The 18,452-nt window shown below is 44.1% G+C and carries 18 protein-coding genes, 1 tRNA gene, 1 pseudogene and 1 riboswitch; of the genes and pseudogenes, 8 read left to right on the top strand and 12 right to left on the bottom strand.

Annotation, left to right across the window (positions count from 1 at the left end; all coding sequences use genetic code 11):
• Nucleotides 1-2 precede the first annotated feature (2 nt).
• Nucleotides 3-113: riboswitch (TPP riboswitch) on the bottom strand.
• A gap of 63 nt (nt 114-176) precedes the next feature.
• Together P401_RS0100755 and P401_RS0100750 are read right to left on the bottom strand one after the other, a co-directional pair.
• Nucleotides 177-1,454 carry a murein hydrolase activator EnvC family protein gene (locus tag P401_RS0100755; protein ID WP_029340812.1) on the bottom strand — a complete coding sequence of 426 codons (1,278 nt, stop codon included), beginning with the start codon at nt 1,452-1,454 and terminating at the stop codon, nt 177-179.
• Between the two features lie 203 nt (nt 1,455-1,657).
• A complete protein-coding gene (locus P401_RS0100750; protein WP_029340811.1) occupies nt 1,658-3,103 on the bottom strand; it encodes a murein hydrolase activator EnvC family protein in 1,446 nt (481 codons plus the stop codon).
• A 263-nt stretch (nt 3,104-3,366) separates the two neighbouring features.
• On the opposite strand from P401_RS0100750, the gene mce reads away from it, so the two are divergent.
• A complete protein-coding gene (gene mce, locus P401_RS0100745; protein ID WP_029340810.1) occupies nt 3,367-3,777 on the top strand; it encodes a methylmalonyl-CoA epimerase in 411 nt (136 codons plus the stop codon).
• A gap of 48 nt (nt 3,778-3,825) precedes the next feature.
• On the opposite strand, the gene P401_RS0100740 is transcribed toward mce, so the two are convergent.
• From P401_RS0100740 to P401_RS0100715, 6 genes and pseudogenes are all read right to left on the bottom strand, one after another.
• On the bottom strand, nt 3,826-4,338 hold the full coding sequence (locus tag P401_RS0100740) for a type 1 glutamine amidotransferase domain-containing protein (RefSeq protein WP_029340809.1): 513 nt from the start codon (nt 4,336-4,338) through the stop codon (nt 3,826-3,828).
• 26 nt (nt 4,339-4,364) lie between these two features.
• Nucleotides 4,365-4,538: a hypothetical protein gene (locus P401_RS18645; protein WP_169738093.1), complete on the bottom strand. Its 174-nt coding sequence runs from the start codon at nt 4,536-4,538 to the stop codon at nt 4,365-4,367.
• 32 nt (nt 4,539-4,570) lie between these two features.
• On the bottom strand, nt 4,571-5,005 hold the full coding sequence (locus P401_RS0100730; RefSeq protein WP_023467178.1) for an organic hydroperoxide resistance protein: 435 nt from the start codon (nt 5,003-5,005) through the stop codon (nt 4,571-4,573).
• Between the two features lie 177 nt (nt 5,006-5,182).
• Nucleotides 5,183-6,519: pseudogene (locus tag P401_RS17410) on the bottom strand (hemolysin family protein).
• Between the two features lie 192 nt (nt 6,520-6,711).
• The gene (locus tag P401_RS0100720) at nt 6,712-7,194 is read right to left on the bottom strand and encodes a DUF456 domain-containing protein (RefSeq protein ID WP_023467174.1); all 483 of its coding nucleotides are present in this window, start codon (nt 7,192-7,194) and stop codon (nt 6,712-6,714) included.
• 37 nt (nt 7,195-7,231) lie between these two features.
• Nucleotides 7,232-8,461: a DUF2254 domain-containing protein gene (locus tag P401_RS0100715; protein WP_029340808.1), complete on the bottom strand. Its 1,230-nt coding sequence runs from the start codon at nt 8,459-8,461 to the stop codon at nt 7,232-7,234.
• Between the two features lie 181 nt (nt 8,462-8,642).
• Between P401_RS0100715 and P401_RS0100710 the strand changes: the two genes are divergently transcribed.
• Complete coding sequence (locus P401_RS0100710) at nt 8,643-10,127, top strand: aldehyde dehydrogenase family protein (RefSeq protein WP_081834679.1); 1,485 nt, start codon at nt 8,643-8,645, stop codon at nt 10,125-10,127.
• Nucleotides 10,128-10,183: 56 nt separating this feature from the next.
• Complete coding sequence (locus tag P401_RS0100705) at nt 10,184-10,573, top strand: tautomerase family protein (RefSeq protein ID WP_029340806.1); 390 nt, start codon at nt 10,184-10,186, stop codon at nt 10,571-10,573.
• A 108-nt stretch (nt 10,574-10,681) separates the two neighbouring features.
• Here the strand turns inward: P401_RS0100705 and yidD are convergent, their stop codons facing one another.
• Nucleotides 10,682-10,966 carry a membrane protein insertion efficiency factor YidD gene (gene yidD / locus P401_RS0100700; protein WP_023467166.1) on the bottom strand — a complete coding sequence of 95 codons (285 nt, stop codon included), beginning with the start codon at nt 10,964-10,966 and terminating at the stop codon, nt 10,682-10,684.
• A gap of 104 nt (nt 10,967-11,070) precedes the next feature.
• On the opposite strand from yidD, the gene P401_RS0100695 reads away from it, so the two are divergent.
• The 3 genes from P401_RS0100695 to P401_RS0100685 all read left to right on the top strand — a co-directional run bounded on the left by P401_RS0100695 (nt 11,071) and on the right by P401_RS0100685 (nt 15,046).
• The gene (locus tag P401_RS0100695; protein ID WP_029340805.1) at nt 11,071-12,036 is read left to right on the top strand and encodes a quinone oxidoreductase family protein; all 966 of its coding nucleotides are present in this window, start codon (nt 11,071-11,073) and stop codon (nt 12,034-12,036) included.
• A 150-nt stretch (nt 12,037-12,186) separates the two neighbouring features.
• Nucleotides 12,187-14,505: a YhgE/Pip domain-containing protein gene (locus tag P401_RS0100690; RefSeq protein ID WP_029340804.1), complete on the top strand. Its 2,319-nt coding sequence runs from the start codon at nt 12,187-12,189 to the stop codon at nt 14,503-14,505.
• Nucleotides 14,492-15,046: a TetR/AcrR family transcriptional regulator gene (locus P401_RS0100685; RefSeq protein ID WP_029340803.1), complete on the top strand. Its 555-nt coding sequence runs from the start codon at nt 14,492-14,494 to the stop codon at nt 15,044-15,046. Before P401_RS0100690 ends, P401_RS0100685 begins: the two co-directional genes overlap by 14 nt.
• 16 nt (nt 15,047-15,062) lie before the next feature.
• Here the strand turns inward: P401_RS0100685 and P401_RS0100680 are convergent, their stop codons facing one another.
• Nucleotides 15,063-15,698 (bottom strand): sterol desaturase family protein, encoded by a 636-nt coding sequence (locus P401_RS0100680; RefSeq protein ID WP_029340802.1) that lies wholly within the window; start codon nt 15,696-15,698, stop codon nt 15,063-15,065.
• Between the two features lie 125 nt (nt 15,699-15,823).
• Here P401_RS0100680 and P401_RS18415 point away from each other — a divergent pair, with 125 nt between their 5' ends.
• Nucleotides 15,824-16,102 (top strand): hypothetical protein, encoded by a 279-nt coding sequence (locus P401_RS18415; protein ID WP_152548161.1) that lies wholly within the window; start codon nt 15,824-15,826, stop codon nt 16,100-16,102.
• Nucleotides 16,103-16,137: 35 nt separating this feature from the next.
• Here P401_RS18415 and P401_RS0100675 read toward each other — a convergent pair whose 3' ends face one another.
• Entirely contained in the window at nt 16,138-16,872 is a 735-nt protein-coding gene (locus P401_RS0100675) for a metallophosphoesterase family protein (RefSeq protein ID WP_029340801.1), read from the bottom strand.
• A gap of 361 nt (nt 16,873-17,233) precedes the next feature.
• Here P401_RS0100675 and P401_RS0100670 point away from each other — a divergent pair, with 361 nt between their 5' ends.
• Nucleotides 17,234-18,256, top strand: a complete 1,023-nt coding sequence (locus tag P401_RS0100670; RefSeq protein WP_029340800.1) for a PTS transporter subunit IIC — start codon at nt 17,234-17,236, stop codon at nt 18,254-18,256.
• A 96-nt stretch (nt 18,257-18,352) separates the two neighbouring features.
• Here P401_RS0100670 and P401_RS0100665 read toward each other — a convergent pair.
• A tRNA-Val gene (locus tag P401_RS0100665) sits at nt 18,353-18,425 on the bottom strand.
• Nucleotides 18,426-18,452 lie beyond the last annotated feature (27 nt).

Here is an 18,452-nt window from a genome sequence, read left to right as displayed (position 1 = left end):
GTATCCGTTCGGCTCAACTTTCCTACGCTGGTATTATCCAGTTCAGGTAATAGGGTCGAAAACAGATTGGTTTTCCTCTCAGCCGGATTCCTCCAGCTCCCCTAGTTGCTCAAGTATTCGTTTCGCCTTAACTGTAGCATAGAGAAGAAAAAAAAACGAGCCGAAGCCCGTTTTGATTACAGATATGCCAATGGATTGACTGCATTTAGAGGAGAAGAAGCACTGTATTGATAGCCTCCGACATGTAGTTCGAAATGTAAGTGTGGTCCTGTTGAATTTCCTGTACTACCAAGTGTCCCGACTTGCTGACCTTGAGAGACCGTTTGCCCTGCACGAACCGATAATGAACTCATATGTGCGTAGACGGTCGTGTACACTTGTCCATCTAGGAAGTGAGAGATCATGACATGATTGCCGTAAGGTCCACCACCTGATGCTGTGATGACCGTTCCAGCTGCTGCCGCGACGATTGGAGACCCGACCGAACCACTGAAATCAACACCGTTGTGGAACGTGTAACCATTCGCACCGCTTGCTGGTCCGAATCCTTGTGATACTCCACCAGAAGACGGTCGAACGAATTTTCCTCCACTCGAAACAACGGGCGGGGCAACGGAACCAGTTGATTCCGAACTCTTACCTGTTTGTTTTGCTGCTTTAGCATTCGCTTTAGCGGCTTTTTCAGCTGCTGCTTTCTCCGCTGCTGCTTTTTCAGCCGCTGCTTTAGCGGCTGCCTTTGCTGCCGCAATTGCACGTTCTTGCGCTTCGAGAGTCGCTTGAAGTTCTTTTGCGTCTAACAGTTCTGTCGTGAACTTCGTCTTCCCTTTTCGTAATTTCTTCAGCGTAGCACTACGTTCTTTCATTTGAAGCTTTAACGCTTTCTTTTGTTCAATCAATACTTTCTTTTCCTGCATTTGCTCCGCTTTTTTCTCAACGAGCGCTTGTTTTGCTTCTGCTAATTTTCGTTGCGTAGCGATGTAATCCGAAATCATTTTATCGTCTTGCTCAGCGATTTTTTTCCCCGCCATGACACGGCTAAATAAATCACCTAAATCTTTCGATCCGAAAATGACTTCTTCCCATTTAATCGAGTTTCCATCGTTTTCTTGGAAAACACGCAAACGATCACCGAGTAGTTCTTCCTGTTTCTGTAACATTTCTTCGTAACGGACGATGTCTGCCTTTAACTCATCGATTCGAACGTTCAACTGTTCAATTTGTTTATTTTTTTCGGAGACTTGGAAAATCTTTTCATTGATTGCTGCGTCAATTTGATTGATTTGACGTTGCTCTTTTGAGATTTTAGCTTCTTGTTTTTTGATTGCTTTTTCAAGTTTACGTTGTTCAGCGGCATTCTCAGCCTTTTTTTCTTTAATTGTCGCTGCTGCAATCGGTTGCGTTCCTGTTATAAGTAATGCTCCTAAAACAATGGTAGAAATTAGTTTTTTTAGCATATATCGTTTTCCTCACTTATGTTTTTTCATATTTTATTATAGTATTCAAGTTTCTCTCATATCTGAAATAGATTATAGCACCGTAATCGTTTCAAAAAAATTTCATTTACATTTCAAATGAAAACGGTTTTTTGTAATATATGATTTGTTTTTTGAAAATGACAAAAAAAAGAACCGTTGCATACGCAACGATTCTTTTACGATTAAAGCATTGATAATGGATTGACTGAGTTAGCTGGACCAGTTGCACTATAGCTATACCCACCGACATGGATTTCGAAGTGTAGGTGTGGTCCTGTTGAATTTCCTGTACTACCTAGCGCGCCAATTTGTTGACCTTGGCTGACACGTTGACCAGCACGGGTATTGAGTGAACTCATGTGAGCATATACTGTCGTATATGTCTTCCCGTTCAATTGGTGAGCGATCATGACATGATTTCCGTAAGGTCCGCCACCTGATGCTGTAATGACTGTACCTGTTGCAGCTGCCACGATCGGCGTACCGACTGGACCACCAAAGTCAATTCCGTTATGGAACGTATATCCGTTCTCTCCACCTGCAGAACCATACCCTTGTGTAACAGTTCCGGCAGTTGGATGAATGAACAGACCACCTGATGATGGTGCTGGTTTTGGTGCAGCTGGTGCTGACGGCGCTGGAGCAGGCGCAGCTGGTGCTGGTGTAGATGGTTTTGGTGCCGATTGCTTCGTCGAACCAGAAGGTTTTGCCGATTGTGCTGCTTTCTCTTGTGCTGCTTGCTGAGCTGCTGCTTCTTTAGCGGCTTGCTCTTCTGCTGCTTTTTGTGCTGCTGCTTGTGCTGCTTCAGCTTCTGCGCGTGCTTTCGCTTCACGTGCCGCTTGAGCTTGACGTTCTTTTTCAATTCGAGCTTCACGTTCACGCGCTGCTTTTTCAGCAGCAATCGCTTTTTCTTGCGCAATTAGAATTTGCTGGACTTCTTTTGCATCCATCAATTGTGTTTCGAACTTTTCTTTTTTCTTACGAAGTTCTTTTAAGCGTTTGTTCCGCTCTTTTAATTGCGATTCAAGATCTGCTTGTTGACGTTTTAATTCTTGTTTCTCAACGACCAACTGTGCTTTCTTTTCTTTTACTTTTTGTTGCGCATCTGCTAATTGCTTTTGCGTATTTTGATAATCCGTGATCATTTTATCATCTTGTTTTGAAATGGATTTCCCTGCCATGACACGGCTTACGAGGTCACCAACATTTTTAGAGCCAAAGATGACTTCTTCCCATTTAATTGAGTTTCCATCATTCTCTTGCATGACACGAAGACGATCACCAAGTAATTTTTCTTGGCGTTTTAGTTTCGCTTTATATTTCTCGATTTCTTTTCCAAGTTCAACGATTTCACGTTCCGTTGCTTTGATTTGACGATCTTTTGTTTCGACAGCAAAGATTTTTTCGTTCAAAGCTTCGTCTAGTCGATTGACTTCTTGTTGTGTTTTAGAGATTTTTTGACCTTCTTGATTAACAGAAGACTCTAAGTTTTTTTGCTTTTTAGCATTGTCTTGTTGTTGTTGTTCGTTTTTGGCTTTCTGTTCACTTAAATCGTCAGCTGCTGCAAAATGAGGTGCTGATGAAAGAACCAGTGCGGAAACGATGAGCGACGCGAACGTTTTTTTCATGTAGTATTCCCTCGTTTTCTGTAGTGTATGTTTTATGATTTATCGTAGAGTATTTAAGTTAAATTTAAATTCTGTAATAGTTTTTCTTTTTTATAAGAACGTTTTTGATTATAGCATTCATTCCTCTTCCATAATATTTCAGTGATATTTCATTTTAAATAAATCTTTCTTCTTCTATGTAATAGAAACATTTGGAAGGTAACTCATCGTTGCAACTTTGAAGTGTTTTTGGGAAACTGAAGCGAATAGAAGGAGGATATCATATGAAATTAGACCACACTGGAATTGCTGTTCGCGACATGCAGGAAGCCATTTCATTTTATACAAACGTGCTTGGAGGGACCTTAACAAGAGAGTACTCGAATCCCGCACCTGGTGTTGCTTCCAATATCGCGGTCATCGAGTTCGATGATGCACACATCGAGTTGTTGACGCCAACAAGTCCAGATAGTCCGATCGCACGTTTTTTAAAACAACGCGGAAAAGGTGTCCATCACATTGCTTATCGCGTAGAGGATTTGGATCGAGCGATTGAAGAAGCAAAACAACAAGGATTAACATTTTTAGAAGATACGTACCGAACGACGCCATTCGGGCGACGACTGATTTATATGAATCCTCGGCATTCACACGGCGTCATTACAGAACTCTGTGATTATCCGGAGAACCCATAAAAAATCAGCACTGCAACGTTGCAGTGCTGATTTTTTCGTTTCATGGTATTAGCCGAGTTTGGCTACGATTTCCCGATTGAATGCGGGAATATCGTCCGGTTGACGGCTTGAGACGAAGTTATCGTCGACGACAACTTCTTCATCTGCAAAGTCCACACCAGCATTCTCTAAATCAATTCGAATCGATTTATAACCTGTCATTTTTCTTCCTTTGACGATTTTTGCGTTAATCATCAATTGTGGTCCATGGCAGATCGAAAAAATCGGTTTTTTCGACATATCGAATTCTTCAACGAATGAGACAAAACGCTCGTCTTCTCGAAGTAAATCCGGTGAAAATCCGCCTGGAATCAGGAGAGCATCATAGTCTGCTGCTGAAGTCTCATCAATCGAGAGATCAACATTTACTTTCGCCTCTTCCTGCTTCCCAACAAGTTCCGCACCTTTTTTGGCACCAATGACAGTAATCTCGTGCCCCGCTTCTTTTAACGCATCAACAGGTCCAGTGAATTCGACATCTTCAAAATGATCGGCGAGTACAACTGCTACTTTTTTAGACATGTAATTCATCCCCCAATTTGTTTGATTTAAATCTGATCTTCTCCACGATCACGAGGAGAGACCGGATCATCTGGCATCTCGTCTTTACCTTTTAGGATTTCCTTTTGTTGCTCCTCTGTCAGTTTCCGTTCTTTTTCAGACAGTCGATCCCGTTCATCTTCCAACTCTTCATTTGGACGATCGGTTTCTTTCGGTGCCATGGAAAACCCTCCTTATGATTCGTCGCTTATGCTCACAATGAATCGACGACTTTAACAGAAAGATCGACATCAATGTTGCCACGTGTCGCTTTCGAGTACGGGCAGAAGTTGTGCGTCTTCTCTAGTAAGTCTTCGGCTTCTTCTTGCGATACGCCAACGACCTCGACGACGAGTTTTGCTGCAATTTTTACACCGTTATCCGCCTCATCCTGTAAGAGGCTGACTTCTGAATTCGTCCGCGTCTCGACTCGTTTTTTTGCTTGGCGCGCCATTAAGTTGTAGGCACCATCAAAACAAGCGGCATATCCTGCTGCGAATAACTGTTCCGGGTTTGATGTCGGAATGTCTTCTTTGCCTTTTGTTCCTGGCATAACTAAATCGAGATTGATGACGTTATCGTCTGAAGCGACTTTCCCGTCGCGACCACCAACTGCAGATGCACGTGAAGTAAGAATGACGTTTGACATGATAAAAAACCCCTTTTCCTGTTGAATTAAAAAATGCTTTTTTTGCCACATAGACAGTAATACCCGTCACTGAAGGAGATAAACACAAGAGGTGTCTATCATCTTAGCTGATTCCTTCTTTTAGTAGACAAAAAAAGACGATGAACACGAGGTCCATCGTCTTGCACATTCTATTTCTTATCCGATCTCTTCTGTTGCGGTTTCTTCTGGATCAGGCAATTGAAGATAGATTGATTTCACTTGATGATTATCGACTTCCATGACTTTGATCGTGTATGCCTGATAACGGAATTCTTGACCGCTCGATACTTCCGTATCCTGTGCCATGACCCAGCCACCAATCGTATCGATGTCTTCTTCTTCAATTCCTAGGTTAAAGCGCTCATTTAAATCATCAATCAAGACGCGTCCTGAAATCCGGTATAATCGTTCGTGAATCTGCTCGATGTCAGCTTTCTCATCCTTATCGAATTCATCTCGTATTTCTCCGACGATTTCTTCCAAGATGTCTTCCATCGTGATGACACCAGCCGTACCACCGTACTCATCGATGACGAGTGCCATCGGTGTCCGTTCGACCTGCATTTTCAGCATGGCATCTTGAAGCGGAGAATACTCAGATACAATTGGCAAGTTATGAATGTAATAGCTTAACGCTTTTCCTTTGTTAGCCATATGATCCGTAAATAATTGTTTCGCATTGATGAAGCCAAGGATTTTATCCTTATCTCCTTCTTCCGCTACTGGGTAACGTGTGAACTGATACTCTTCAACGAGACGAATGATGTCCTCCATCGATGCATCGTTCGAGATCGTGATTAAGTCCGTCCGCGGTAACATGATATCTTTCGCGATCCGCTCATCGAACGAGAAGATGTTCTGCATGTAGGAAAGCTCAGTCTGGTTGATTTCTCCACTCTTATAACTCTGTGTCATGATGATTTTAATCTCTTCTTCAGAATGGACTTCTTCGTGTCCCGCTGGCTCGACACCAAATAACCGAAGGATGATTCGTGCTGAACCGTTCAATGTCCAGATGAAAGGTTTCATGATTTTACCGAACCAATAAAGTGGTGGCGCGAGTAGCATCGTGATGGCTTCCGTTTTTTGAATCGCCAAAGATTTTGGAGCAAGCTCTCCAAGTACGACATGAAGAAACGTTACAATCGAGAATGCAAGAACGAACGAAATGATCGTCGAGACGGAGTTCGGAATATCAATTTCTTCGAACAACATACCGAGAATCGCACCTACCGTTGATTCTCCTAACCATCCGAGACCAAGCGCTGTCACGGTAATTCCAAGTTGACAGGCCGATAAATAATAATCCAAATTCTCAAGTAGCCTCTTCGCCACTTTCGCAGTCTTGCTTCCTTCTGTAATCAACTGATCGATTCGAGACATTCGCATTTTGACGACCGAAAATTCGGCAGCTACAAAAAAGCGGTTAAGACGATGAGTAGTGCAATGACGAGTAGTCGAATGATGATCGTCGTCGTGTCGAATGTCTCCATTGAGTGTGTACTGTCCAATCGTTTCCCCGAAGAAAGGGGATTCACCTCCATTAATATAAAGCCAGATGCCGAGGCATCTGGTGGTTTACAGCAAAAAGAAGCTTCAAACTTTCAAAGCTTCCCTACTTTTTCATATTCATACTATAACGGAACTTTCATAAAATGTGTACTTGAAGACATCATTTCAATTCATCAGACGACATAGAGAATAAAGATCACGATCATGAGTAACATCGCGATTCCCTTTAACAATGCACTTGATAAGATACCAAGGACTGTTCCGATCCCGACTGAAACCGAGGTTTGCCATGTCTTTTTACTAATGATTTTTTCCGTCAAGATGGCAAAGACGAACGGGAAAATTAATAATCCGATTCCTGGCAAAATAAATGGTCCCGCAATCAATCCAACTGTCGTCGCAATCTTAGCTGCTTGTGAGCCTCCCCGTCGATCGACGGTGTAGGCGCTAACGAGATAATCGAGTGTGAATAAGAGAATGATGAATATCGCTTGAATCACCCAAAAACTAATCGATAATTCAGAGAACCCGAATCCGAATCCATAAATCAAAAAGCCCACTACTAAAATCGGTGCACTTGGGATGATCGGATAAACGAGACCTGCAAAAGCGACTAGAAAACAGACGACGATCAGACTCCATAACAAAATGGTCACTTTCTATCCCTCCCTTCTTTTGATTCTCTTGCCCTTATTACGATGAAGGGGAGACAAAAGTTTCATTCAACGCCCGATGTATTTGATTTTTTAAAAAATCTCGATCCCAGTCGTTCATTGTTTCAAAACGTACTTCCGAACAAATATAGGGGATGAACCGTTGAATGGTTTCATAGTGAGCAGGTAAGGCTTGCCGCTTCATCGTTCCAAGCGATTCGAGCATCGTCGCGAGAACCGAAATATCCTCTGCTCCGTAATGTCGTAGTTGATAAAACGTCGTGTACAACAATTGTTGGTAAGTTTCCCGGACGATGACGTGCTGCTTGTCCTCGCCAACAACCAGCACACCATCTGGTATTACGGCATACTGTCGCATTAAGTCACCAATGATCCGAATCGCATGTCTTGCTGTATTTGGATCATTGATCCCTGGAGAAATCGCACGTAAAGCAACTTCACTTAATTTTTCAAGAACGAATGCAAAATCCTGTTCTGAAGATTTCGTCGGTCCAATCAAGATACTTTCATTGATATCCCGGCAAGTGGCCCGCCCGATGACTTCTCCCTCTGTTACGAATGAGCCGACGGTTCGATGAATATACACGCGTTCTTTCTGATCAAAAGCATCATAATCGACTGCTTGAATATATCCGGTTCGAGTTGCCTGAATAATATAAGGATGATTTGTTATCCTCTTAATCTCAGTAATCTTTTGTTCTCCCGATTCTAGATGTCCGATTTGCCGTTTCAATAATTCGTTCCCTTCTTCGTGTAATCGATCGAGTAATGTCGTCACGCGAATCGACTGGCTGACGATATGAATGAATGCGACGAATGCGACGATCGATATCAACACGACGAGAACGGCTACTGTCGAAGCGACGACGCTCGTCTTCAAAGCCGGACGAAGGAAAAAGAGCATCGTCATCGAGTAACTGACCGCTCCAATGAATATGCCAAAGATGTGTTGCACCTGTCGATTCTCGATGAAATTAGGCAATGTCCGAGGTGAGAATTGTGATGAATAGGTCGTCAATACAACCAGGATGGTCGAGAACGTGAATGTCATCATGGCGAGCAGTCCGGTAAAGACCGAACTATGGATTGTCTGCGCTAAGCCAAGTGTCGTTTGCCACTCTTTTGGAAACCAGTCTGATATATACACATCTAACCACGTCACGATTCCCGTCAAACCAATCCCAATGAGACCATATAACAATGGCCACCACCAATTGATTTCTCGAGACAGGACTTTCAGCTTCTTCAAAATAAAATTCCTCCTTTTTATAGCACTATACTGATTGATTTCCTGATTTAGAGCGCTTTAAAACCCATCTGACTGACTGACTTTGAGCAATATGTTTGGTCGAAGTGCACGGATGTGTTTTACTTCTTTTCATAACGTGAATAACTTAATTGTTATGAAAACGAATGGGAGATGAAATGATATGGCTCAACAAAACGAAGCTACATTGCATACAGATTTCACGAAAATTTATATTGACGGTCAGTGGCGCACAGGCGCAAGTGACAGCAACATGACGAACACGAATCCTTTCACGGGTGAAGAGCTCTTCACGATCTCTGCCGCGAACCAACAAGATTTAGATGACGCATATGAAGCGGCTCAAGTCGCTCAAAAAGACTGGGCGAAAGTTCCTGCCTTAAAACGCCAAGGCTTGATCGAAAACTTCTTGAAAGTCTTGTACGAGGAGAAAGAAACGATCATCGAATGGTTGATTAAAGAGTCCGGAAGTACACGTATTAAAGCGGAAGGCGAATTCCTTGCTTCTGTCTTGATCGTCAAGGAAGCTGCGACATTCCCACTTCGGATGCACGGTGAAATTCGTCCATCGGTCGTACCAGGTAAAGAAAACCGGATCTACCGTAAAGCACTTGGCGTCATCGGTGTCATCAGTCCATGGAACTTCCCGTTCCACTTAGCTGTGCGGTCGATCGCTACTGCTATTGCCATCGGGAACGCAGTCGTTGTTAAACCAGCTACGGACACACCTGTTTCAGGCGGATTGATTTTTGCTAGTCTGTTTGAAAAAGCTGGATTGCCAAAAGGTGTCTTGAATGTCATCGTCGGTCGCGGTTCAGAAATCGGTGATGCTATCGTCGAACATCCTGTACCACGTTTAATTTCATTCACAGGATCAACTGAAGTAGGTCGTCATATCGGTGAACTTGCTGGTAAACATCTAAAGAAAACAGCGCTTGAACTTGGCGGAAACAACGTCTTCGTCGTACTTGATGATGCTGATCTCGATCGCGCGGTCGAATCTGCTGTCTACAGCAAGTTCTATCACCAAGGTCAAATTTGTATGTCGACGAACCGAATTCTCGTCGCTTCTTCGATTCATGATGAATTCGTCGAGAAATACGTTGCTCGTGTAAAAGAGCTACAATACGGTGATCCATCACATGAGCGGACACGAGTCGGACCGCTCATCAACCAATCACAAGTTGAACGAATTCTTGAAGATCTCGAGAAAACAAAAGCTGCGGGTGCAACCGTTCGTGTCGGCGGCGAAGCAAAAGATAACGTCATCGCACCTACTGTCGTGACTGGTGTTACGAATGATATGCCACTCGCTAAAAATGAAATCTTCGGACCGGTTGCTGTCATCATCCCGTTCGATACGGATGAAGAGGCACTCGAAATCGCGAACTCACTTCCATACGGATTGAGTGGCGCTGTCCATGGTTCTTCTATTGAACGCGCGACTGCCTTTGCGCTTGAAGTCGAGACAGGTATGATTCACATCAACGATCAATCGGTCAACGATGAGCCACATATGCCATTTGGTGGTGAAAAAGATTCAGGACTCGGTCGCTTCAACGGTGAGTGGGTACTTGAAGAATTCTCGACTGTCCAATGGTTGTCTGTCATGCACGATCGTCGTCAATACAAACCATTCTTCGAGTAATATATGAGTAGGGTTTTCCCCCTACTCTACATAATTTTGTGAAGGAGTGATTTCACATGCCGTTATTACGATTCGACGTCATTGAAGGACGTTCAGAAGAAGAGTTAAAAACGTTACTCGACACCGCACACGATGCGATGGTCGAAGCATTTGATGTGCCGGAGCGCGATCGTTATCAAATCGTGCACACGCATAAAGCGCATGAGATGGTCATTCAAGATACAGGACTTGGGTTTGAACGGAGTAAAGATATCGTCCTCATCAGTGTGACGAGTAAAACGCGGACGGAAGAGAAAAAACAACGTCTCTACCAATTACTCGCCGAACGCTTACAAGCAAACTGTGGACTCGCACCGACTGATTTGATGGTTTCGATCGTTGAAAATGATGCAGCCGACTGGAGCTTCGGTCTTGGCGAAGCACAGTTTTTAACGGGTAAACTATGATCGTCTGTAAGTAGAACAAAAAGGGAAGTATGTTATCGGAAATTACCGATAACATACTTCCCTTTTTTTGTTCTTACTTCATTAAACAAGAGAGAACCTTCACATGACTTACTCCTTCGTTTCTTCCGCCTTCTCCCGTGGATTTTCCCGTTGCAGCGGTGCTTTCCAACTAAATTGATCGGGTTCTGGAACGAAGTCAAGGCCTCCTGGATGGAACGGTTGGCACCGTAACAATCGACGCGTCGTCAAATAACTACCTTTTACCGCACCATGACGTTCAATCGCCTCCATCCCGTAATGGGAGCATGTTGGATAGAATCGACATGTGGCTGGTTTCATGGGAGAGATGACTTTTTGATAAAAACGAATTCCTCCCATTAAGACACGTTTCATAACGTCCCTTCTTTCATCTTTTTTTCTAGTGTAACGCATCTGTCCATCATTTTCAGATGTTCTGCCTTATACTAAAAGCAGATTTAAAAGAAGGATGTGTTGAGATGAAGGCATTAACTTTCCACGAATTCGGGAGTTCTGATGTATTACGCTTCGAAGACGTGCCAACGCCAACAATTACTGAACAGGAAGTTCTGATTGAAATGAAAGCGATCGGTCTGAATTTTGCAGACATCTATCGCCGAAAAGGAAACTACCATTTGGAAGGACAACCCCCCTATATTTTAGGTTACGAAGGTTCAGGCATCATCACAGCGGTTGGTTCAGCTGTTTCAACGTTCCACGTAGGTCAACGAGTTGCTTTTGCGGACATTCCGCTTGCGAACGCTGAGTACGTCGTAGCACCCGTCGATAAATTGATTCCGCTTCCTGACGATATCTCATACGAAACAGCAGCTTCTATCTTATTACAAGGGTTAACAGCGCATTACTTAACTCGTGATAGCTACCATGTCCAACCGGGAGATGTCGTCTTAGTGCACGCAGCCGCCGGTGGCGTTGGTCAGCTTTTGACACAGCTCATTCGTTTGCTTGGGGCAACTCCGATTGGATTGACGTCTTCTCCTGAGAAAGCACAGATCGCTAAAACTGCTGGCTGTGAATCTGTCTATTTATATTCCGAGAACTGGGTCGAGCACGTGCTCGCGCAAACTTCTGGTAAAGGGGTTGATGTGGTCTACGAATCCATTGGTTCTACCTTAATGGATAGTTTCCATGTGACAAAAGTCCATGGAACTGTTGTCTTCTATGGTATGGCAGGCGGCGATCCCGTATCTGTCGATCCTCGCTTCTTGATGGATACGTCCAAAACATTGACGGGTGGTGAACTTTGGAACGTATTAACATCTTCTGAAGAACGAATCCGTAGATCTGGTGAATTATTTGATTGGATTCTATCCAATCATCTCACCCTGTCTTCTCCTACAACATTCAGATTATCTGATGGCAAAGTAGCACATGACTTTTTAGAAAGTCGACGCAGCACAGGAAAACTACTTTTGCTTCCTTAACTCGTTTTTCTAAGACGACTCCCCGTGAGTCGTCTTTTTTATGTGAAATCGAGATTATAGATTGCTTTTTTTAATGAAGAGAGTAAAGTAAACCTCATCAAAACCTAAAACCCAAATAAGTTTTGAGTTTTAGAAAGGGGATTTGTATTTATGTTTCGCTCAGAATGGAAGAAATTGAAGAGTCCGATGATGATTGTCGTCATTCTCGCCCTCATCCTCGTACCGTTTCTCTACAACTCCATCTTCTTATCTGCATTCTGGGACCCATACGGTCAAACAGAAGACATCAAGGTCGCTATCGTCAACGAGGACAAGGCGACGAAGTTTAAAGGAGAGAAAGTCGACATCGGGGATCAATTCGTCGACAAACTCAAAAAAAATGATGATTTTGATTGGCAGTTCTTATCTAAGGACAAAGCCGAAAAAGAATTACGTGACGGCAAAATCTATATGACGGTCGTCATCCCGAAGAACTTCTCTAAAAATGCAACAACACTACTCGATGATCATCCGAAGAAGATTGAGTTGGAGTATTACTTGAATCCAGCCAAAAACTACTCGGGGACACAAATTTCGAGTACGGCTGCAAAACAATTAAACGAAAAGATCCGAAAATCCGTGACGAAACAATACAGTAGTGCGATCTTCGGTGCGTTGAAGAAAATCGCAAACGGTATGGAAAAGGCATCGGACGGTTCTTCTAAACTAGAAGATGGCAACCATAAAACAGCGGATGGTGCCAAAACACTGGCAACGAATCTTGGAAAGCTCGCAGATGGCAGTCTGACACTGTCCGAAAAACTCGGAGAAGCAAATCAAGGTTCTAAAAAACTCAGTGACGGCGTCACGACACTCGACGAAAAGACTGCCCTCTTCGCCCAAAAAACGGGTGAGTTGTCTTCTGGGTTGAACACGCTAGACGAAAATGGTGGCAAATTACAAGCCGGTGCTGCACAACTAGAAGACGGAGCAACGAAACTCAGCGGTGGCTCGACACAAGTCCGTCAAGGGGCAGAGCAACTGGCTGCAGGTACGGCTCAGCTTAATGAAAAAATTCCTCAATTGACGGATGGATTAAATCAATTGGATGAAAAAGCACAAGCTGCCAACGCCTTTTTAACGCAACTTAATCAAGATGCTGAAAAAGCGAAACAAGATTTACGAGCACGTCGTGAAGCACTTGAAGCAAACGTCGCGCAACTAAAAGAAGTCATTTCTGCTTCTGAACAGTTATCGGATGAAGAAAAACAAACGTTACTCGGTTCTATCGGTTCATTAGAAGAAAACATCCAAAATCTCGCCGCCCAAGAAGGCGCGATTGATCAGAGTCTTGCTCAAGCAACGGACGCGACGAAGAAGATTGGTCAACTGGCTGCAGGTGGTCAACAAGTCGAATCAGCTGTATCACAACTGAACGCAGGTCAAGTGAAACTCGTCGACGGTGCGAAACAAGTCGAGTCTGGTGCACAACAATTAGCAAGTGGTCAACAAACATTCAATGAAAAACTCGGTCAATATACTGCAGGTGTGCATAAAGCCGCAACAGGTGGCGCACAACTGGCTGACGGTGCGAACCAACTGTCAGATGGCACACATCAACTCCAAACAGGTGCTAGCGCGTTAAATAACGGGTTAGGACAATTGGCTTCTGGTTCAACTACGATTACGGACGGAATCGGCAAAACGACCGATGGGGCTTCGAAAATCGCGGATGCCAACACAAAACTTGAAGATGGTGCTAAAACATTGAAGGATGAGCTCAGCAAAGGGGCTAAAGACGCAACCGTCAAGCCGACGAAAGAGCGGGATAATATGCTGGCAGAACCCGTCGTCTTAAAAGAACATGACTATTCGACGGTCAACAACTACGGTTCTGGTTTATCAGCTTATATCCTTAGTATTGCCTTATTCGCAGGTGCCTTGATGTTCTCGTCTGTCTATCAGATTCGTCCAGAACATGGTGAAAGTCTGACATGGCGCTTCCTTGTCGGTAAATTATCACTCATCTTACCGATTGGAGCCTTACAAGGTGTCGCAGCGGCTACAGCCATCGTTTATGTCCTGGATGCTGATGTCGCGAGTGTTCCTGCGCTCTATGGATTTGCTGCCTTAACAGGTATGACGTTCATTACGATTCTGTTCACGCTCGCGATGCTACTCGGTCGCGTCGGACAGTTCCTTGCCTTCCTACTACTTCTGCTTCAAATCGGTGGTAGTGGTGGTACGTTCCCAGTCGAGATGACGCCAAGCTTCTTCCAAGCCATCCATACGTTCTTACCAATGACGTATTCAGTCGGCGGATTCCGTGAAGCTCTTGGACTTGGTGTGACAGACGCCCTCATCTCAAACAGTCAAGTCCTTGCGACTATCTTAGTCGTCGCGTTGATCATCAGCTTTGTTGGAGGGCTCGGAGCCAAACGGATTCTACTCTCAACGAAAGTGAGACGAAAACAACATGACACAGTCTGATAAAGAAACACTGATACTAGACTCAGCGATGGCTTGCTTTTCTGAACTTGGTTATAAAGGTACGACGATTGAGCGTGTCGCCCGACGCGCTCACGTCGGAAAACCGACTGTCTACCAACTGTTTGAAAGTAAGCTCAACCTGTTCGAATCGCTCGTAACACGTGTGCTGCAAGAAATGAAAGAAGAAGCCGAACGCGCTTACGTCGAACATGCGACGGTAGAAGAAAATAAACAAGCAATGATTGACGCCATCGTCTATCATCAGCAACAACATTTGTTCATTCTTCAAATCATCGAAGAAACACGCAACTTAAAATTACAAGAGATGCAGGAACTACGGACACGTATCGAACGACATGTCGTCGAATATCTTAAAACGCTACTTGAGACGCGCCTTGGACAAGATGATCGTGATGTACCAGTCGATGTCACAGCCTTTCTGATTTTCCGGACGTACATTGCGCTAATTGCCGAATGGCCATTGATTGCTCGACCTTTAGAATTAGATACGATTCGTCGTGCCATGCTACGCATTTTATGAATTGAAAAACCGCCGGTCAGCTGATCGGCGGTTTTTCATATTCTCGATTCTTTTCTAAATTTCGTGCTGTTTGACTAGAAGTAACTGTTTTTTCATCCTTCAAAGTGCCAAACAACCAATCTCCCACCGGATTGGATACACCAAACCAATAGTGTTCATTTTTGAAATGATGTAATAGATGCGTCTTTTTCATCCATTTTCCAAAACGTGTTCTCGGTTTCAGTGGAACGTGTGCCACGTAATGTTTCCACTCGTAAACGAGTAACATGACGATCAATCCACTTGCAGCTGCGGCTGTCGAGACGACCGATTGCATCAGAAGATAGGTCAGAGCCACAAAGAAACTAAGATTCGGCAAGGAATACCAGACGGGCAAAAACAACAGATGCAGTTCATTCGGATGCGCATGATGATCGTAGTGAAGTCGCTTCAACAGCTTTCGTCCGAACGTATTCTTAGGTGGTGGCAAATGAAACAAAAAGCGATGGGTCAGGTATTCACTGAAACTAAAGATGATCAGTCCAAGACAAAAGAACAGTAAAATCGACCAATGAAATGGCTGAGCAAAGACATAACTACTGATCGCAATCAGTAATACGAGCATGATCAAAATATCCGGAAACAGAAAAAAACGACGATAGATATTTGACATAGGTGCCTTCCCCTTTCTCTTTCGTTACAGCATATCATCGTACGTTCATCGATTCGTCACGTTTTTTACTTCAAGTCGTATAATCATTCTCGCTCCCTCCTTTATACTAAATAGAGAATGGAGTGATGATTACTTTGAGTTTATCGACCGGAATCATCTTTGTGTTGCTCGCTTATACACTCATGTCGCTTTACGACATGTGGCAGGTATACCGGATAACGAGCAAACTTTGGATATTTGTATTATTTCTTGCAACATTAATTAGTCTCATCGTTGCCTTTTTTGTGGCCCCTGTCCTTGCGCTATTCTTTTACTGGTCACGCCATCCATTGAAACGAAACATTGGTATCATGTTACTGATTGTCGTGTGTCTTATCTCGGTCATGACAAAACTATCGTCTTGATTGAACTCCTTCATGAACATTTCATGAAGGTTTTTTCATGTCCTACTACCGAAGAAGAGGCGGCGCATCAACTCACGTTCCGGCATTTTCGTCGTATTGAGCACATCTAGAAATGGTCGATCATCATATGAAATCTTCAGGATTTCTGAACGGACTTGGTCCTTCTCCCAATCGATAATTGCTACTGGAGCAACAGCTGTTTCCTGACATCCAAGTGCACCTGGATTAATAAAGAGCGTTTGCTCTGTCTCGACTTGTTGCGCTGGATGATGATGACCGAAACCAATGATCCGTGCCTCACTTCCAGCAAACAGGACGGATAAGCTTTCTTTCGTTCCATCCACTGCTTGCTTTAATGGCTCTTCACCAATCTTCTTCGTCTGGTCGGCGTAAGCATAGTGCGTCAGGTGCATCGTTTGTTCCTGATGCGTAACATTTAAGATACGTGGTAAGTGCTCCAAATACTTTTGATTCTCTTGCGTCAACGTATCCGCGATCCATTGATGGTGCTCTTTAGCATGTCGGTAACTATCGGGATAGGTCTCCCCATGGATTAAAGCAAGGACACATTCATCATGATTTCCAGAAATCGTCTGGATATCAGACCGTTGTCTTAATAAATCGATGACCTCATTATGCTCTGGTCCAATACCGACAAGATCACCGAGACAATAAGCGGCATCGATATCTGTTTGTTGATCAAGATGGGACAATACAGCACGCAAAGCTGATGCATTGCCGTGAATATCTGTAAAAAGCATAACTTTCATGTAAACGCCTCCATTGTTGGTACATTAGGATTTCCCGATGATATCGTGAATTCCTGTCAGATTTCAGGAAAAATAAATTGTCAGAAAATATTGATTATTGATCAAGAGCATGTTAGGCTTAGAAAAATTCACAGAGAGGGGCACGATCGAATGATTCCGACGCAACAGCCATTTAACCAAGCCGGACGACTGATTATTCTATGCATGAGGGACTGAAAACTTTTCCGATGATGAAGCGGAAATGATTTTTGGGCCCTTCTTTCGATGCATCGAATGAGGCGCCCGCACAGAATGAGTGGCGCCTATCCCAAAAACGGATAGGCTTTTTTCATGGCAAAAAATAGAGATAGATAGAGAGAGGATGACAACGTTGAAAGAATATGCGATGGATCGAATGGTAAAAGTATCAGCTGGAATGGCAAATGCCGTTCTTGTAACACTTGGTGTCGGACTTCTGATTGAGACACTCGGAAATCTTCTACATATCCAAATGTTACTGACGATTGGTGGTGTCGCAAAAGTACTACTCGCTCCCGCGCTTGGTGCCGGTATTGCCTTTCAGCTCGGAGGAAACACACTTGTGCTGTTCAGCGCGATGATCGCAGCGACGATCGGTGGTGCCGCCCTTCAATCGACTGCTTCTGGACTCGTTCTTGTACCCGGTCAGCCGATCAGTGCATTACTCGCGGCTGCTGTCGCTGTATACGTCGGAAAACGCATGACTGGAAAAACGAAATTTGACATGATGGTCATCCCAATGAGCGCTGTCCTTGCTGGCGGTGTGACCGGAATCGGTGCTGCTGCCGTCACGACACCACTCCTTACAAAATTCAGTGCCATGATCACAGCTTCAGTCGAGTCTTCTCCTATTGCTACATCTCTTGTTATTGCACTCATCTTTAGTGTCTTATTGATGTCTCCTGCTTCGTCCGCTGCACTCGCTATCGCTTTGCAACTTGATCCTGTAGCGAGTGCCGCTGCACTCATTGGCTGTTCCGCTCAATTCGTCGGCTTCACGTTGATGGCATACCGTCAGACGGATCCAGGTGGTTTGATTGCTTCATTCTTTGTAACACCTAAAGTACAATTCCCGAATATCGTTAAAAATCCACGTCTTGTCGTTGCACCGTTTCTCGCAGCGATGATTTCAGCTCCTGTCGCGACGCTTCTTCTCTCTTTGAAAGTACCGTACGAACTCGCAGGACTTGGACTCAATTCGATGATTGCCCCACTCAATATCTTCGTCAACCAAGGTCCTCAGGCGTTCCTCGTCTTCTTCTTGACTGGTGTCGTTCTACCTGGTGTCCTGACGCTCGTCTTCTATCGATTGACGACTGTCGCAGGGTGGACGAAGCGCGGCGATCTTCATCTCGAAATTCAATAAAACAATTTACCTCCCTTCCAACTATTCCTGATTGATTTCGGGAATAGTTTTTTTAACGCAAAAAAATCGCTCCTTCGAAAAGGAACGATTTCGGTATGATTCTGACTGGGCTCGAACCAGCGACCTCTACCCTGTCAAGGTAGCGCTCTCCCAGCTGAGCTACAGAATCATGCTGTGTTGTTACTGGGTATGTTTT

This window comes from Exiguobacterium acetylicum DSM 20416 (genome assembly GCF_000702605.1).
Taxonomy (GTDB): Bacteria; Bacillota; Bacilli; order Exiguobacteriales; family Exiguobacteriaceae; genus Exiguobacterium_A; species Exiguobacterium_A acetylicum.
This window is presented reverse-complemented; position numbering and strand designations above follow the sequence as displayed.

Coding starts and splice junctions, on each gene's coding strand:
- P401_RS0100695 (WP_029340805.1), top strand. CDS start 11,071: ATGAAGGCATTAACTTTCCACGAATTCGGGAGTTCTGATGTATTACGC.
- P401_RS0100710 (WP_081834679.1), top strand. CDS start 8,643: ATGGCTCAACAAAACGAAGCTACATTGCATACAGATTTCACGAAAATT.
- P401_RS0100705 (WP_029340806.1), top strand. CDS start 10,184: ATGCCGTTATTACGATTCGACGTCATTGAAGGACGTTCAGAAGAAGAG.
- mce (WP_029340810.1), top strand. CDS start 3,367: ATGAAATTAGACCACACTGGAATTGCTGTTCGCGACATGCAGGAAGCC.
- P401_RS0100680 (WP_029340802.1), bottom strand. CDS start 15,698: ATGTCAAATATCTATCGTCGTTTTTTTCTGTTTCCGGATATTTTGATC.
- P401_RS0100755 (WP_029340812.1), bottom strand. CDS start 1,454: ATGCTAAAAAAACTAATTTCTACCATTGTTTTAGGAGCATTACTTATA.
- P401_RS0100730 (WP_023467178.1), bottom strand. CDS start 5,005: ATGTCAAACGTCATTCTTACTTCACGTGCATCTGCAGTTGGTGGTCGC.
- P401_RS0100740 (WP_029340809.1), bottom strand. CDS start 4,338: ATGTCTAAAAAAGTAGCAGTTGTACTCGCCGATCATTTTGAAGATGTC.
- P401_RS0100750 (WP_029340811.1), bottom strand. CDS start 3,103: ATGAAAAAAACGTTCGCGTCGCTCATCGTTTCCGCACTGGTTCTTTCA.
- P401_RS0100690 (WP_029340804.1), top strand. CDS start 12,187: ATGTTTCGCTCAGAATGGAAGAAATTGAAGAGTCCGATGATGATTGTC.
- P401_RS0100670 (WP_029340800.1), top strand. CDS start 17,234: ATGACAACGTTGAAAGAATATGCGATGGATCGAATGGTAAAAGTATCA.
- yidD (WP_023467166.1), bottom strand. CDS start 10,966: ATGAAACGTGTCTTAATGGGAGGAATTCGTTTTTATCAAAAAGTCATC.
- P401_RS18645 (WP_169738093.1), bottom strand. CDS start 4,538: ATGGCACCGAAAGAAACCGATCGTCCAAATGAAGAGTTGGAAGATGAA.
- P401_RS18415 (WP_152548161.1), top strand. CDS start 15,824: ATGATTACTTTGAGTTTATCGACCGGAATCATCTTTGTGTTGCTCGCT.
- P401_RS0100675 (WP_029340801.1), bottom strand. CDS start 16,872: ATGAAAGTTATGCTTTTTACAGATATTCACGGCAATGCATCAGCTTTG.
- P401_RS0100685 (WP_029340803.1), top strand. CDS start 14,492: ATGACACAGTCTGATAAAGAAACACTGATACTAGACTCAGCGATGGCT.